This is a genomic window from Aggregatibacter sp. (genome assembly GCF_057314075.1).
In genome coordinates, this window is the sequence record NZ_DBHLAR010000003.1 from 1 (window position 1) to 17,088 (window position 17,088).

Annotated in this window: 11 protein-coding genes; 5 read left to right on the forward strand and 6 right to left on the reverse strand. The window is 42.7% G+C overall.

Going from position 1 to position 17,088, the window contains the following annotated elements:
- Positions 1 to 429 precede the first annotated feature (429 nt).
- The 5 genes from rnd to yoaA form a co-directional block, all read right to left on the reverse strand.
- Entirely contained in the window at positions 430 to 1,587 is a 1,158-nt protein-coding gene (gene rnd, locus ACO5E4_RS01475; protein WP_485861816.1) for a ribonuclease D, read from the reverse strand.
- Positions 1,588 to 1,650: 63 nt separating this feature from the next.
- Positions 1,651 to 3,342 carry a long-chain-fatty-acid--CoA ligase FadD gene (gene fadD, locus ACO5E4_RS01480; protein WP_485861817.1) on the reverse strand — a complete coding sequence of 564 codons (1,692 nt, stop codon included), beginning with the start codon at positions 3,340 to 3,342 and terminating at the stop codon, positions 1,651 to 1,653.
- A gap of 66 nt (positions 3,343 to 3,408) precedes the next feature.
- Positions 3,409 to 3,963, reverse strand: coding sequence for a Slp family lipoprotein (locus ACO5E4_RS01485; protein WP_485861818.1), 555 nt, complete (start codon positions 3,961 to 3,963; stop codon positions 3,409 to 3,411).
- Positions 3,964 to 3,994: 31 nt separating this feature from the next.
- Positions 3,995 to 4,717 (reverse strand): tRNA (adenosine(37)-N6)-threonylcarbamoyltransferase complex dimerization subunit type 1 TsaB, encoded by a 723-nt coding sequence (gene tsaB, locus ACO5E4_RS01490; protein ID WP_485861819.1) that lies wholly within the window; start codon positions 4,715 to 4,717, stop codon positions 3,995 to 3,997.
- A 2-nt stretch (positions 4,718 to 4,719) separates the two neighbouring features.
- Entirely contained in the window at positions 4,720 to 6,666 is a 1,947-nt protein-coding gene (gene yoaA, locus ACO5E4_RS01495) for a DNA repair helicase YoaA (protein ID WP_485861820.1), read from the reverse strand.
- Between the two features lie 71 nt (positions 6,667 to 6,737).
- Here yoaA and ACO5E4_RS01500 point away from each other — a divergent pair, with 71 nt between their 5' ends.
- The 5 genes from ACO5E4_RS01500 to ACO5E4_RS01520 all read left to right on the forward strand — a co-directional run bounded on the left by ACO5E4_RS01500 (position 6,738) and on the right by ACO5E4_RS01520 (position 15,144).
- Positions 6,738 to 7,559, forward strand: a complete 822-nt coding sequence (locus ACO5E4_RS01500; RefSeq protein ID WP_485861821.1) for a D-hexose-6-phosphate mutarotase — start codon at positions 6,738 to 6,740, stop codon at positions 7,557 to 7,559.
- Positions 7,560 to 7,712: 153 nt separating this feature from the next.
- Positions 7,713 to 10,082: a type I restriction-modification system subunit M gene (locus ACO5E4_RS01505; RefSeq protein ID WP_485861822.1), complete on the forward strand. Its 2,370-nt coding sequence runs from the start codon at positions 7,713 to 7,715 to the stop codon at positions 10,080 to 10,082.
- A gap of 87 nt (positions 10,083 to 10,169) precedes the next feature.
- Complete coding sequence (locus ACO5E4_RS01510) at positions 10,170 to 11,450, forward strand: restriction endonuclease subunit S (RefSeq protein ID WP_485861823.1); 1,281 nt, start codon at positions 10,170 to 10,172, stop codon at positions 11,448 to 11,450.
- A 97-nt stretch (positions 11,451 to 11,547) separates the two neighbouring features.
- Entirely contained in the window at positions 11,548 to 14,568 is a 3,021-nt protein-coding gene (locus tag ACO5E4_RS01515) for a type I restriction endonuclease subunit R (protein ID WP_485861824.1), read from the forward strand.
- A 207-nt stretch (positions 14,569 to 14,775) separates the two neighbouring features.
- Entirely contained in the window at positions 14,776 to 15,144 is a 369-nt protein-coding gene (locus ACO5E4_RS01520; RefSeq protein WP_048750209.1) for a rhodanese-like domain-containing protein, read from the forward strand.
- Between the two features lie 193 nt (positions 15,145 to 15,337).
- Here the strand turns inward: ACO5E4_RS01520 and ACO5E4_RS01525 are convergent, their stop codons facing one another.
- The gene (locus tag ACO5E4_RS01525) at positions 15,338 to 16,864 is read right to left on the reverse strand and encodes a catalase (RefSeq protein WP_485861825.1); all 1,527 of its coding nucleotides are present in this window, start codon (positions 16,862 to 16,864) and stop codon (positions 15,338 to 15,340) included.
- Positions 16,865 to 17,088 lie beyond the last annotated feature (224 nt).

Consider the following 17,088-nt stretch of genomic DNA (forward strand, 5'->3'; position numbering starts at 1 on the left):
GAGCAGCGGACTTTTAATCCGTTGGTCGAAGGTTCGAATCCTTCACGACCCACCAAATATAAGTTCCTAATTATTTAATATATTCTTTCTCTTAATATTTACTTTATCTTTAATGGGGTAATGCATTATCTTTGTTTATTAAACGCATCTACCTCCCCTTACGGAAACTATCAAATCCCTCTTCTTATATTCAGCATGATCATTGGTATTTTTTCTCTTTGATTGTTATAAAGGAATTGGATATTTCTTGGAGAGATAAAAGGAACGAAACAGCAAGACATTGATGACATTACTTCTTTCTTAGAAAGTCTCAATGGTGAGTTTGAAGATAAGAAATTGCAATAATCGCCATCAATAAAAAGTGCGGTGGATTTTCAACACGTTTTTAAACGTCATAAAAATTCACCGCACTTTTTTTATTTAAATATCTTATGCATCGAATGCTTTTAAGGATTCCAACAGGCTTTCACCAAATGGTTTACGCCAACCACTTAATAATTCCGGCGGCTCATCCTCCGTTTCTTTTCGCCAGTGCCACTTCATCAGACTTTCTAAATGACGCTTACTGGCAATCACTTCTTTTGGTAAATTATCTGGAGCAATCTGAATTAATTGTTGTTGTAATGCCTTCAATGCGGCTTTATAGCGCGAATCATCCGCCAGACGTTGAATTGGCTGCGGATAATCCTCCTCTGAAATACGTTTCACCTGATCAATAATTTGTAGCAATTTCTTACCATGAATACGAACTTCTGCCGTGCTCAAACCTAGTTCCAATAAAGTCGAGGTATTCTTCGGGTTATATTTTGCCACTTGCCATAAATTTTCTGCACGTACCACAAAATTTAACGCTAAATCACGTTTTATGGCTTCTTCCATACGCCATTTTGCGAGCAATTTTAAACGCATTAATTCTAAGGAATTTAACTTCCACGCATTAGGAATCGCAAAATAAGCCGTATCAGGATTTTTAACAGCGTGAGCGCGTTTGTGCAGCAAAAATTCACATTCATTTTTGACCGCACTTTGCCATTCGGTTTGCGCAAGTTGTATCTGCATTTGCGCATATAAAGGCAATAAATACCATACATCCGCAGCGGCATATCGTAACTGTATCTCTGATAACGGGCGCGCCAACCAATCGGTGCGTGACGCCCCTTTATCAATTTCAATGTGGAAATAATGTTGTACCAACGTAGCAAAACCGGCGGAACCGGCAAAACCAAGAAAATTCGCCATCACCTGTGTATCGCACATAGGCTGTGGTAATTGCGCAAAATAATGTTGAAAAACTTCCAGATCCTCACCGCAAGCATGCAATACTTTCAGTACGCTTTCATCCGCAAGTAAGGCAATAAAAGGAGAAAAATCCTGAATTGTTGTCGGGTCAATTAACGCCACTTCATCACCGGCATATAATTGAATTAAGCCTAATTTCGGGTACAGGGTTCTGACTCGAATAAATTCAGTGTCTAATGCCACCGCACTTTGTGTTCTTGCCTGTTCACAAACATCAAACAACGCCTGATCATCAGTAATTAATTGAAAGCGTGGTGAGGCGTTACATTCTTTTATTTGATATGTCATAGAAATAAAGGAGAGAATGTGCCATAAAGCGACATTCTCTCTTGAATTGATTAATAAAATAACTTAGGCGGTTGTCACATGTTTCGCCATTTCTTCATCACGTAAAACACGACGTAAAATTTTACCTACGTTGGTTTTCGGCAATTCCTCACGGAACTCAATGTCTTTTGGGATTTTATAGCCGGTTAAATATTTACGGCAGTGTTGTCGCAATTCATCGCGGGTTAAACTTTCATCTTTCTTCACAACAAAAAGTTTGATGGTTTCGCCGGATACCTCATTGGGTACACCGATTGCCGCCACTTCCGCCACTTTATTGTTTAACATCGCCACATCTTCGATTTCATTCGGATACACGTTAAAACCGGACACCAAAATCATGTCTTTTTTGCGATCCACAATGCGCAAACTGTAACTTTCATCCATGATCACAATATCACCGGTTGCCATCCAACCGTCTTTGATCACTTCCGCGGTGGCTTCCGGGCGTTGCCAATAACCTTGCATCACCTGTTCGCCTTTCACCCACAACTCCCCTGCTTCACCGAGAGCTGCTTCAGAGCCGTCCTCTTTCACAATTCGAATATCGGTGTTCGGAACCGGCACACCAATACTGCCGTTATGCTTCACCACATTCACCGGGCATGCCGCAATTAGCGGAGAGCATTCCGTCATGCCGTAACCTTCAATAATGTTACAACCGGTCAATTCATGCCAACGAGTTGCAACGGATTGGTGAATCGCCATGCCGCCGCCCACAGAAAGTTTTAAGGCAGAGAAATTCACGTTCTTCAACTCGTCATTGTTTAACAGAGCATTAAACAAGGTATTCACGCCGGTAATCGCCACAAACGGATATTTTTTCAGTTCTTTTACGAAACCCGGAATATCACGCGGGTTCGTAATTAATACGGCAGTCACCCCCAATTCAATAAACAGCAAACAGTTCACGGTGAGGGCGAAAACGTGATACAGAGGCAAAGCCAAAATGGCTAATCGTTCACGACTACGATCACCCACAAAAGGATGAGCAATCCACTTGGCTTGGAACACATTCACGATAATATTACCGTGCGACAACATCGCCCCTTTTGCTACGCCCGTCGTACCACCTGTGTATTGTAAAAAGGCCAAATCATCGCGTTCTATTTGCGGACGCACATATTGACGATATTTACCGACACTCAACACTTCACGGAACGTGACCGCATTTGGCAACTTATATTTTGGCACGAGTTTCTTCACGTATTTCACCACAAAGTTCACTAATGTGCGTTTACCAAAAGACAACTGATCGCCCATACGGGTCAGAATGACGTGTTTTACAGCGGTGTTGAATACAATTTTCTCTAACGTAGAGGCAAAGTTAGACACCACCACAATGGCTTTGGCGCCGCTGTCTTGAAGTTGATGTTCTAACTCGCGTGGCGTATAAAGCGGATTCACGTTCACCACCACAAGGCCGGCACGTAAAATCCCAAATAACGCGATAGGATATTGCAACAAATTCGGCATCATTAATGCCACACGATCACCACGTTCTAACTTCAATTCATTTTGCAAATAGGCTGCAAAAGCACGACTGCGTTCTTCCAATTTACGAAACGTTAACACTTGTCCCATATTAATGTAAGCGGCACGGTCAGGATGTTCGCGAATCGCTTTATCAAACATATCTAAAATCGAATCATATTCTGACGTATCCAATTCACGCTCAGAACCTTCCGGATAATTTTGAAACCAAGGTTTAGTCATGATGATTCCTTATCTTTTTTCTTTATTTTTATAAAATGAGGCGGAATTCTAACATTCCGCCCAAACTTAATACAAATTATAGCGAAGACGTCGTTCGGCCCACATGAATCTCGGTGCGCCCCAACCGTATGGATAAAACGGCCCGTAATCATACATATCGTCCGGATCGTAATAATATTCTTGTACTAACTTCCAAAGACGATATTGATGCGCCTGCACCACCGGATAGCGGTAATCCGCTTGATCAATTTTGCCCTGCTCTTTGCCACTTAGCACGCCGGCAATGGTAATGTATTGATCTTTTAAGTTTTCCGGATCCACAAAGCCGTTTAAATAGGCAATAAAACGTCCATTACTGTGGCTATCAATGATCGGTTTTGCGGAGAAATAGGCAACCGTTTGATTCAACACTTCCACTTTTGTCTGATTTTTCAATGCCGTAGCGGAAATCACTTTGCCGCCCAATCGGACTTTCACACAACGACAATCATAATCTTGCGGTTGGAGTTTGTTTAAATTTAACGCATCAAATTGTTTTGGCTCTAACCCTTGAGGCGCCGACACACAACCGGTTAAAACAAGAGAAAGTGCGGTAAATATTAACCCTATTTTTTTGCTCATTTTAATGCTCCTCTCAAAAGGTGATTAAAATCTATTCTCGCCCCGGCAATTTCTTCCACGTTACTTCATTGCGTAAGTAAATCGGCTCAATCTCCAACGGGCTAATGGTCTCGCCGGCAAACCATTTTGGCAATGCCAAATCCAGCATATATAATGCGGAAGGCAAGGTGATCTCTGTCGCTTTACCAAGATTCGCTTCGTTTAACTCAGGATAAGCCGCCCAGCCGGTTCCTGCTAAAACGGCGTTTTCATGATGTTGTTGAGCCACTTGCTCAATGGCTTTTGACGGACTACAAACCTGCTCGGCAATCATCGGCTGCCAATCTAAAAACTCACCGAAATCTGACCGCACTTTTTGCGCTTGCCATTGGGCGAAATACACTTCATTCATACGTGCATCAATCGCCGTCAACACATTTTCCGCCTGATATTGCACGTATGCGGCTTGCGCCATCGCAGCTAAATTGGACACCGGAATCACCGGCAACGCAGCCCCGAAGGCTAACCCTTGCGCAATCCCTGCGCCAATACGTACACCGGTAAAACTGCCCGGGCCTCGACCGAAAACCAAGGCATCCACTTGATGTAGCGTAATGCCTGCTTGTGCCAAAATTTCATCCACCATCGGCAAAATATGTTTGGTGTGTTCACGCTGTGCAAATTGCGCTAAATGTGTTTTTTCACCGCCGCGTAACAAAGCAACAGAACAAGCCTCTGTTGCGGTATCTAAAGCTAATAATGTGACATTTTTCATATTTATATTGATTCGTTGTTATCGTCTGTCTTTAACGTTGTTAAGAATTGTACCACTTTGTGCAAATCCCGAGTACGTTTAAAATTCGGCAAACTGCGTAAAAAAGTTTCCCCATAAGGTCGCATCACCAAGCGGTTATCGCAAATAATCACAGCACCGCGATCGGTCACATCACGAATTAACCGCCCTACGCCCTGCTTCAAGGTAATCACCGCTTCGGGAATTTGAATATCATTAAACGGATCGCCTCCTTGCAAACGGCAATCTTCAATGCGGGCTTTCAATAATGGCTCATCAGGCGCAGTAAACGGCAGTTTATCAATAATCACCAATGACAACGCATCGCCCCGCACGTCCACGCCTTCCCAAAAACTGGAGGTGGCCACCAGCACGCTGTGCGATTGCGAAATAAATTGTTCCAACAGCGTGGTTTTCGCCGTTTCGCCCTGCAATAAAATCGTCAGCTCACTGTTTTCACGAAAATAATCCGCCAGGCTACGCATCATGGCATACGACGTACAAAGCACAAAACAACGGCCTTGGTTGGCTTCGATAATCGGCAGTAACATTTTGCCTAATTGAGTGAACGTGCCGCTGTGATTGGTTGCCGGCAGATAACGTGGCACGCACAGCAAGGATTGCTCCGCATAATTAAAGGGGCTTGGCAGAATTTTCTGCGCAGCCTGTTGAATGCCTAAACGCTGGCAAAAATGGGCAAAAGTACCGCCCACTTCCAAGGTGGCAGAGGTGAAAATCCAGGCGCATTTTTGTTTTGCCATTTGCTCACCGAATTTATCCGCTACGGTAAGCGGGGTAATATGCAACCCAAACTGACGACCAATACATTCAAACCAATAGCAATAGCCGGTGATTTCTGTTTCCGTTAGGCGTTTAAGTAAATTTTGTAACTGCGCGATGCGCTCAAAAATGCTGTCTAGCGTTTGTGAACGCCCCAAGCCTAATTTCACCACTTCAGCGGTGAAATTCAGTTTTTCCAATAAAAAATCAAAGGCTTTTTTGACCGCACTTTGTTGTAGCATTTGCCGCCAGTTGCCGCGCAAATTACCTTCACCCAACATTAAACGAAAATCCTGCACGATTTTTAACAGCTGATCTGCCGCCACACCAAGCTGTTTCATATCTTTCACTTCGGTGCGGTAGGTAATTTGAATGTCTTTACATAAATCAAAAAGTTGGCGAGATGTCACCGATTGACCAAAATATTGGCTGGCAATATCAGGCAGTTGGTGCGCTTCATCAAACACAATCACTTCTGCATTCGGGATCAATTCGCCGAAGCCGTTTTCTTTCACTGCCATGTCGGCAAAAAATAAGTGATGATTGACCACCACCAAATCCGCATTCAACGCTTTTTTACGCGCCAATGCCACAAAACAATCCGCATAATTAGGACAATCACTCCCCAAACAACTTTCCGCCGTACTGGTGAGTTGAGGCAAAATCGGGCTATCTTCGGCAATTTCAATACATTCGGACAAATCACCGGTCTTCGTGGCATTGCGCCATTTGCGCACTTTGGATAAATCATGCAGCACATTGCGATCACCCAATACGCCTTGCGCAATCACCTGCTCCAAACGTTCTAAACATAAATAATTAGCACGCCCTTTGAGCAACGCAATTTTGCCGCTGTACCCGAGAGCTTTTTGAATGGCCGGCAGGTCACGATTAAACAACTGATCTTGCAAATTTTTGGAACCGGTGGAAATGATGGTTTTCTTTTTCGCCAATAACGCCGGCGCCAAATACGCAAAGGTTTTGCCCGTGCCTGTGCCGGCTTCCACCACTAACGCCCCTTGCTGTTCAATGGCATTGCCCACCGCCGTCGCCATGTCAAGCTGTTCTGCGCGGGGACGAAAGCCCTTGATGTGTGCACTTAATGCACCGTCTGGGGAAAACGCCTTGCTAATTTGTTTTGAATACGCCATTATTTTTCACCTGTTAAAAAGTCGGCACAGTATAGCAGATTTCCCCTTCTTTCTGAATCAACAAGGACAAGATGATGAACATTCAATTACAACAACAAATCACACCAGAATTGAGCTTATATGCTTACAACGACATTCCAGTTTTACATTTACACCACCGCGTCGGCACCGCCAAAATCGCCTTGCAAGGGGCGCATTTATTCAGTTGGCAACCGGCGCACAGCAAACAAGATGTATTGTGGTTAAGTGACATTGAGCCGTTTAAAGCCGGCAACGCCATTCGCGGCGGCATCCCTATTTGCTACCCATGGTTTGGTAATGCCGGCACACCGGCGCACGGTTTCGCCCGTACCAGGCTGTGGCAACTAAGCGACTATGAGATTGGCAATGATAAAGTGCGGTTGGTTTTTTCGTTGTTTTCAAAACACCACCTCATCTTGGCTAAAATTGAAATGCTGTTCACCGAACATTGCGATGTACGCTTTACTCACTACGGCGAAACCGGCATGGAAAACGTGCAACTGGCTCTACACAGTTATTTCAACATTGGCAACATCGCCAACACGACGATCGTCAACCTGCCAACAACCTGTTTTAACTCCCTGACCCAATCACAGGAAACCGTGCCTTCACCACGCGCCATCAATGAAAACGTGGATTGCATTTATGCCGCCCCACAGCAACCAACAGAAATTCACGACCAAGCCAACCAACGCACCCTATTCGTAACACATCAAAATGCCAGCGATGTGGTGTTATGGAACCCATGGCACAAAGCCACAAGCAGCATGGCTGAAAACGACTATCAAACCATGGTATGCGTAGAAACCGCGCGAATCCATCGCTATCTTGAGGCTGGCGAAACCGTGGCGGTGAGATTGAGTGTGAAATAGTTCTAAAATAGTTCAAAGTGCGGTCAGATTTTTAGGTGTTTTGGGGTAATGGCAAAGCAAAATAACTCTTTATTTAAAAGTGGAAATTGTTCGTTAACTCAAAATCAGTAACAATATTGCGTCAAAATAAAAACAAATCATTCAGGAATAAATATGGATCATTCAGTTCACAACAAACTTGTTTCTTTTATTTGGAGCATTGCTGACGATTGTCTGCGCGATGTCTATGTGCGTGGTAAATATCGTGATGTGATTTTGCCAATGTTTGTGCTTCGTCGTTTGGATACGTTACTTGAGCCAAGCAAAGAAGCGGTATTGGAAGAAGTACGCTTTCAAAAAGAAGAATTAGCATTCACCGAATTGGATGATCTTCCCCTAAAAAAAATTACAGGCCATGTTTTTTATAACACCTCAAAATGGACGCTGAAATCCCTCTATCAAACCGCCAGCAATACACCGCAATATATGCTGGCCAATTTTGAAGAATACCTTGATGGTTTTAGTGCCAACGTGAAGGAAATTATCAACTGCTTCAAGCTGCGTGAACAAATCCGCCACATGTCCCATAAAAATGTTTTGCTGAGTGTGTTGGAAAAATTTATCTCCCCTTACATCAACCTTACGCCTAAAGAGCAACAAGACCCGGATGGCAACAAATTGCCTGCCTTGAGCAATCTGGGTATGGGCTATGTGTTTGAAGAACTGATTCGTAGGTTTAACGAAGAAAACAACGAAGAAGCTGGCGAGCACTTTACGCCACGCGAAGTGATTGAGCTTATGACCCATTTAGTCTTTGATCCACTTAAAACTCAAATTCCGGCGATTATTACGATTTACGACCCGGCTTGCGGCAGTGGCGGTATGTTGACCGAATCACAAAACTTTATTGAACAAAAATATCCGCTACCAGAATCGCAAGGCGAGCGTTCAATTTTCCTATTTGGCAAAGAAATCAACGACGAAACTTACGCCATCTGCAAATCCGACATGATGATTAAAGGCGACGATCCTGAAAACATCAAAGTTGGTTCCACCCTTGCAACCGATAGCTTCCAAGGTAGTTGTTTCGACTTTATGCTTTCCAATCCGCCATACGGCAAAAGCTGGAGCAGTGACCAAGCTTATATTAAAGATGGCAATGATGTTATCGATAGTCGCTTTAAAGTTAGCTTGCCTGATTACTGGGGAAAAGAAGAAATCCTTGATGCTACACCTCGTTCCAGTGATGGACAGCTGCTATTCCTAATGGAAATGGTCAGCAAAATGAAAGCACCTAATAATAAAATCGGCAGCCGAGTGGCCTCCGTACATAACGGCTCAAGCCTCTTTACCGGCGATGCAGGTTCGGGGGAAAGCAATATCCGTCGCCATATCATTGAGAATGATTTGCTGGAGGCCATCGTACAGCTGCCTAACAACCTGTTCTACAACACAGGCATTACCACCTATATTTGGTTGCTGTCCAACAATAAACCCGAAGCACGTAAAGGCAAAGTACAGCTGATTGATGCCAGCCTCTTATTCCGCAAATTGCGTAAAAACCTTGGCGATAAAAACTGCGAATTTGCACCTGAACATATCGCCGAAATTACCCAAAACTATCTTGATTTCACCGCCAAAGCGCGCGAAATCGACAGCCAAAATGAAGCGGTCGGCCTGGCTTCGCAGATTTTTGACAATCAAGATTTCGGCTATTATAAAGTCACCATCGAACGCCCGGATCGTCGTTCTGCCCAATTTACCGCAGAAAATATTGCATCCTTACGTTTTGATAAGGCTCTGTTTGAGCCGATGCAATATCTTTATCAGCAACATGGCGAACAGGTTTACAACGCCGAATATTTAGCTGAAACAGAGCAAGAAATCACTGCTTGGTGTGAAACACAAGGCATTGCTTTAAACAACAAAAACAAGACCAAGCTGTTGGATATTAAAACGTGGGAAAACGCCGCCGCACTTTTTCAGAAGGCATCAACATTGCTCGAGCATTTTGGCTCAACCCAATTTGATGATTTCAACCAATTCAAACAAGCGGTCGAAAATGATTTGAAATCTGCAAAAATTGCCCTCTCTACCACAGAGAAAAAAGCCATCTTCAATGCCGTCAGTTGGTATAACGAAAACGCCGCTAAAGTCATTGCAAAAACCGTCAAACTCAAGCCAGACGAAGTACAAACACTTTGCGCCCGCTACCAATGCCAAGCCGACGAGCTGGCAGACTTTGGCTATTACGCCACCGAAAAAGCAGGCGAATATATCCTATATGAAACCAGCAGCGACTTACGCGACAGCGAATCCATACCACTCAAACAAAATATCCACGATTATTTCAAAACTGAAGTACAACTGCACATCAGCGAAGCATGGCTGAATATGGAAAGCGTGAAAATCGGCTATGAAATAAGCTTCAACAAATACTTCTACCGCCATAAGCCATTGCGCAGCCTTGCGGAAGTTGCCCAAGACATTCTTGCGCTGGAAAAACAAGCAGACGGCTTGATTAGTGAGATTTTGGGAATATAAAGCGCATTTTGTGATGTTTAAGCGAAGCTTTAGCAGAGTCACAAATTGAATCAATAAGAGCGGTCAGATTTTAAGGATTTTTTGCAAATGAGACGATACGATAGTTACAAAGATTCGGGCGTGGAATGGTTGGGGGATGTGCCTAGCCATTGGGAATTAAAACGCTTGAAACAATTATTTGTTGAAAAAAAACATAAGCAAAACCTGTCTCTTAATTGTGGAGCCATTAGTTTTGGTAAAGTTATTGAAAAAGATGACGATAAAGTAACAGAGGCAACAAAACGTTCGTATCAAGAGGTGTTAAAAGGAGAATTTTTAATAAATCCTTTAAACTTAAATTATGACTTAATTAGTTTGAGAATTGCTTTATCAGAAATAGACGTTGTTGTAAGTGCTGGTTACATTGTTTTAAAAGCAAAACAAATAATTAACAAAAAATACTTTTCGTATTTATTACATAGATACGATGTTGCGTATATGAAATTATTAGGTTCAGGTGTTAGACAAACAATTAACTATGGTCATATTTCAGACAGTATTTTGGTTGCTCCTCCTCTTTCCGAACAACAAAAAATCGCACAATTCCTAGACAATAAAACCGCTAAAATCGATCAGGCGGTGGATTTGGCAGAAAAGCAGATTGCCCTGTTGAAAGAGCACAAGCAGATTCTGATTCAAAATGCTGTAACCCGTGGCTTAAACCCTGATATGCCGTTAAAAGATTCCGGTGTGGAGTGGATAGGGCAAGTGCCGGAGCATTGGGAAGTGAAGAAAATTAAACATGTTACTTCCAAAATAGGTAGTGGAATTACCCCTTTAGGAGGTGGTTCAAATTATATTGATGGTGGCATACCATTATTACGCAGTCAAAATATACACTTTGATCGCATTGATTTAAATGATGTAGCAAGAATTTCTGAATTTACACATAATTCAATGAAAAATAGTAAGGTACGTAAAGGAGATGTACTTTTAAATATTACGGGGGGCTCTTTAGGACGTTGTTTTTATGTAGATTCGAATGAAGAAATGAATGTGAACCAGCATGTTTGTATTATTCGTCCAAATAAAAAAATTAATACAATTTTTTTGAATATGCTATTAGCTTCAGAAATTGGACAAAAACAAATTTGGTTCTTTCAACAAGGAGGTGGACGCGAGGGACTAAACTTTCAAGCAATCAAAAATTTTTATCTTCCATTACCAGATTTAGAGGAACAACAAAAAATTGCTATTTACCTCAATAAACAAGCAACCAAAATCGATCAAGCAATCGCATTAAAAACAGCCCATATTGAAAAACTGAAAGAGTATAAAAGCGTATTGATTAACGATGTGGTGACCGGCAAGGTGCGGGTATCAGTGTGAAAAGTGCGGTCAAAAAATCCGATGGATTTTGAATATTGGCGGCTGTGCAACTTAGACGTAATGAATAAATTTTAAAAATTTCACAAAAGGGTGAAAAATGGTTTCAGGAACTAAGGAAAAAGATTTAGAAATTGCCATCGAAAAAGCCTTAACCGGCACTTGGCGTGAAAACATGGAAAATAAGCTGGGCGAGCCTAAGGCTGAATACCTGCCACGCCATCATGGATTTGAGTTGGCATTTTCACAGGATTTTGATGCGCAGTTTGCGATTGACTTGCGTCTGTTTTGGCAATTCCTGCAAACCAGCCAAGAGGCAGAACTTGCCCGTTTTCAACAGCTAAACCCAAACGACTGGCAACGTAAAATTCTAGAGCGGTTAGACCGCCAAATGAAGAAAAACGGCGTGTTGCACCTGCTGAAAAAAGGCTTGGATATTGATAGCGCCCATTTTGATTTGCTCTACCCTGTTCCGCTTGCCAGCAGTGGCGAAAAGGTCAAACAGCGTTTTGAACAAAATCTGTTTAGCTGTATGCGCCAAGTGCCTTATTCTGCCTCAAGCAATGAAACGGTGGATATGGTGCTGTTTGTCAATGGCTTGCCGATTATTACCCTTGAGCTGAAAAACCATTGGACGGGTCAGACGGCCATTGATGCCCAAAAACAATATCGCAACCGTGATTTAAGCCAAACGCTGTTCCATTTCGGGCGTTGTTTGGCGCATTTTGCTTTAGATACGGAAGAAGCTTATATGACCACCAAATTGGCGGGGCCTGCTACGTTTTTCTTGCCGTTTAATTTGGGCAACAACTGCGGTAAGGGCAATCCGCCCAATCCCAACGGACACCGCACATCGTATTTATGGCAAGAGGTGTTCAGCAAAGCCAGTCTTGCCAACATTATTCAGCATTTTATGCGTTTAGATGGTTCAACAAAAGATCCGCTGGAGAAACGCTCGCTCTTTTTCCCCCGCTATCATCAATTAGAGGTGGTCCGCCGTTTAATTGCTGATGTCAGCGAACATGGCGTGGGTAAACGTTATTTGATTCAACATTCTGCCGGTTCAGGTAAGTCTAATTCCATTACTTGGCTGGCGTATCAGTTGATTGAGGCTTATCCGCGTAATGAGCTGGCAGCAAATGGTAGAGAGGCAGACCGCCCGATTTTTGATTCGGTGATTGTCGTAACCGACCGTCGTTTACTGGATAAGCAACTGCGCGACAATATCAAAGATTTTTCAGAAGTGAAAAACATTGTTGCGCCGGCGTTGAGTTCGGCAGAATTGCGCCAATCGCTTGAGCAGGGCAAAAAAATCATTATTACCACGATTCAGAAATTCCCGTTTATTGTGGATGGCATTGCTGATTTGGGTGACAAACAATTTGCGGTAATTATTGATGAGGCGCACAGCTCACAATCCGGTTCGGCACACGACAATATGAACCGAGCGATCGGCAAAACGGAAGATCTTGATGCCGAAGATGTGCAAGATTTGATTTTACACGCCATGCAATCCCGCAAAATGCGCGGCAATGCGTCGTATTTTGCTTTCACTGCCACACCGAAAAACAGCACTTTGGAAAAATTCGGCGAGAAACAGGCGGATGGTAAATTTAAGCCGTTCCATCTTTATTCCATGAAGCAGGCGATTGAAGAAGGCTTTATTTTAGATGTGATCGCTAATTACACCACTTATAAAAGTTTTTATGAGATCACTAAATCGATTGAAGATAATCCGGAGTTTGATAGTAAGAAGGCACAAAGCCGTCTGAAAGCTTATGTGGAGCGCTCTCAACAAACGATTGATACTAAAGCGGAGGTGATGCTGGATCATTTTATCCAGCAAATCTTTAACCGTAAAAAACTCAAAGGCAAAGCCAAGGGAATGGTGGTAACGCAAAATATTGAAACCGCCATCCGCTATTTTCAGGCATTAAACCGCTTGCTGGCTGAGCGAGGCAATCCATTTAAAATTGCAATTGCGTTTTCAGGCAGTAAAGTGGTTGATGGCGTTGAATACACCGAAGCGGAAATGAATGGGTTTGCAGAAAGCGATACCAAAGAGTATTTCGATCAAGATGAATATCGTTTGCTGGTGGTGGCCAATAAATATCTGACCGGTTTTGACCAGCCGAAATTGTGTGCGATGTATGTGGATAAGAAACTCTCCAGCGTACTTTGTGTGCAAGCTTTATCTCGCTTAAATCGCAGTGCGAATAAGTTGGGTAAACGCACGGAAGATTTGTTTGTATTGGACTTTTTTAACAGAGTTGAAGATATTCAGCAAGCATTTGAGCCGTTTTATACTTCTACTTCGTTGTCTCAAGCAACCGATGTCAATGTCTTGCATGATTTGAAAGATCAGTTGGATGAAACCGGCGTGTATGAACAAGCGGAGGTCAACGACTTTACTGAAGGCTATTTTGCCAATAAAGACGCACAACAATTAAGCAGTATTATTGATGTGGCGGTTCAACGTTTCGATCATGACTTGAATCTTGAACAAACAGCAAAAGTAGACTTTAAAATCAAGGCAAAACAGTTTTTAAAAATCTACGGACAAATGGCCTCCATCATCAATTTTGAAAATATTGCTTGGGAAAAGCTCTATTGGTTCCTCAAGTTCTTAGTACCCAAATTAAAAGTGCAAGATCCAATGGATGAATTTGATGAAATTTTAGATGCCGTAGATTTAAGCTCTTACGGCTTGGCGCGTACTAAATTGAATTACAGCATTAAATTAGATGATGAAGAAACGGAACTTGACCCACAAAATCCAAATCCACGTGGCACGCATGGTGAAGATAAAGAAAAAGATCCGATTGATGAAATTATTCGTGTATTTAACGAAAGATGGTTTCAAGATTGGAGCGCAACACCGGATGAGCAACGGGTAAAATTTATCAATATTACTGAGCGCATCCGTAGCCATAAAGACTTTGAGCAAAAATATCAAAACAACCCGGATGTTCATACCCGTGAATTGGCTTTCCAAGCTATTTTGCGCGATGTGATGAGTGAACGCCACCGAGATGAACTCGAGCTATACAAACTTTTTGCCAAAGATGCCGCATTCAGAACCGCTTGGACGCAGAGTTTGCAACGAGCGTTGGCTAGATAGAAAAAGTGCGGTCAGATTTTTAGTTGTTTTTCTAAACTCAACATCTGATCGCTTGAGATTTAGTTACCCCCCCTAAAATTTCCTATCAAAACGATTCATAAAACATCTCATTTTGGGGCTAATTTGCCATTTATTACTGCCGTGTTTGTGAGTAACATAATGGGCGATTCAAAACACATAACCATCCATATAAAAGGAGATTAAATCATGAAAAAATTGATGACTGCGATCGTTTTCGCTGCTGCGATGACAGCCCCCTTAGCTGCCTCTGCAGCCTCTATGCCAGAAACAGAAAAAGCGATGGCACAACAAGCAAACACAAAAGGCGTTTGGATTGACGTTCGCTCTGCTGAAGAATTTAACGCAGGCCATTTACAAGATGCGATTAATATTCCACACGATCAAATCCTTGAACGCATCCAATCTGTCAGCCCTGATAAAGATGCCCCGATTAACCTCTACTGCCGTAGTGGCCGCCGCGCAGAATCTGCACTGAATGAGCTGAAAAAAGCCGGCTATACCAACGTCACCAACCATGGTGGTTATGAGGATTTAGTTAAGAAAGGCATGAAATAATCACATATCATTAAAAACAAAAATCCCCTAAATGTTTAATTTAGGGGATTTTTTATAAGTAATTTTTGACTGAGCTCTATCGAAAAATTGCACATCACGGCTATTAAGATTTCAGGTGATTTTTTATGATAAAGTCCAATCCGTTTTTCAGGTGTTTTTTTGTCGCTAAACCTATATGCATTAAAACCTGAAATTACAACAATCCTGGTTGACCTAAAGCAGGATCTACTTCACGTGCTTTTAAAGCATCTTCAACAGTTAAGCCTAATGCGTTAGCAACACCTTCACCATACGCCGGATCACACCAATGACAGTTGCGAATGTGACGATATTTGATGAAATCAGGTGCATCCCCCATTGCGGCTGCCGTGTTATTGAATAACGCTTGTTTTTGCTCCGAATTCATTAAGTTAAATAATGCACGCGGTTGGCTGAAGTAATCGTTATCATCGTTACGGGAATCCCAGTGCGCAGCATCACCATTAATACGAAGTGGTGGTTCGGCAAAATCCGGTTGTTGTTGCCATTGATTAAAACTATTCGGTTCATAGTGTGGTAAGCTACCGTAGTTACCGTCCACACGACCAAAACCATCACGTTGGTTGCTGTGTACCGGACAACGTGGACGATTTACCGGAATTTGACGGTAGTTCACTCCTAAACGATAACGTTGTGCATCTGCATAGTTGAATAAACGCGCTTGCAACATTTTATCCGGGCTTGCACCGATCCCCGGCACTAAGTTACTCGGTGCAAAGGCAGATTGTTCCACATCAGCAAAGAAGTTTTCCGGATTGCGGTTAAGTTCAAACTCCCCTACTTCAATTAATGGATAGTCTTTTTTCGGCCATACTTTAGTTAAATCGAATGGGTGGTAAGGCACTTTTTCCGCATCGGCTTCAGGCATAATTTGTACGTATAACGTCCATTTCGGGAAATCACCCCGTTCAATCGCTTCATACAGATCGCGTTGATGACTTTCACGGTCATTTGCGATGACGGCAGCCGCTTCTGCATCGGTTAAGTTTTTAATGCCTTGTTGGGTACGGAAGTGGAATTTCACCCAAAAACGTTCGCCCGCTTCGTTCCAAAAACTGTAAGTATGTGAACCGAAACCGTGCATATGGCGATAGCTTGCCGGAATACCGCGATCACTCATGACAACAGTGACTTGGTGCAATGCCTCAGGCAATAATGTCCAAAAGTCCCAGTTGTTTGTAGCTGAACGCATATTCGTGCGCGGATCGCGTTTTACCGCTTTATTTAAATCAGGAAATTTACGCGGATCGCGCAAGAAAAATACCGGCGTGTTGTTACCCACTAAATCCCAGTTCCCTTCTTCGGTATAGAATTTTAAAGCAAAACCACGAATATCACGTTCCGCATCCGCAGCACCACGTTCACCGGCAACGGTCGTAAAGCGTGCAAACATTTCCGTTTTTTTGCCGACTTCACTGAAAATTTTGGCGCGGGTGTATTGAGTGATGTCATTCGTCACAGTAAAGGTGCCGAATGCACCGGAACCTTTCGCATGCATACGACGCTCCGGAATCACTTCACGCACGAAATCCGCTAATTTTTCGTTAAGCCATAAATCCTGCGCAAGTAACGGACCACGTGGGCCGGCAGTTAAACTGTTTTGGTTATCGGCAACAGGCGCGCCGTTACCCATCGTTAAAGGCGTGCTGGTTAAATGAGAAAAAGGGCATTTAGCACTCATAGAAAACTCCTTAATAAATAGTATTAGCTTGAAGTAAATATCGCCAAGCATAATATAGAAAGGTTTTACCGATTGAAATCTATTAAATCAATTCAAAAACCCTATCTAAAAAAGAATTGCGACGGCGTAATGCAAATTTGCTATATTCCGTTCAAAATTGTCGTTTTTTCATGGACGGTTCAATCGCATTCTAAAGTGCGGTCATTTTTTAGAAAGATTTTACA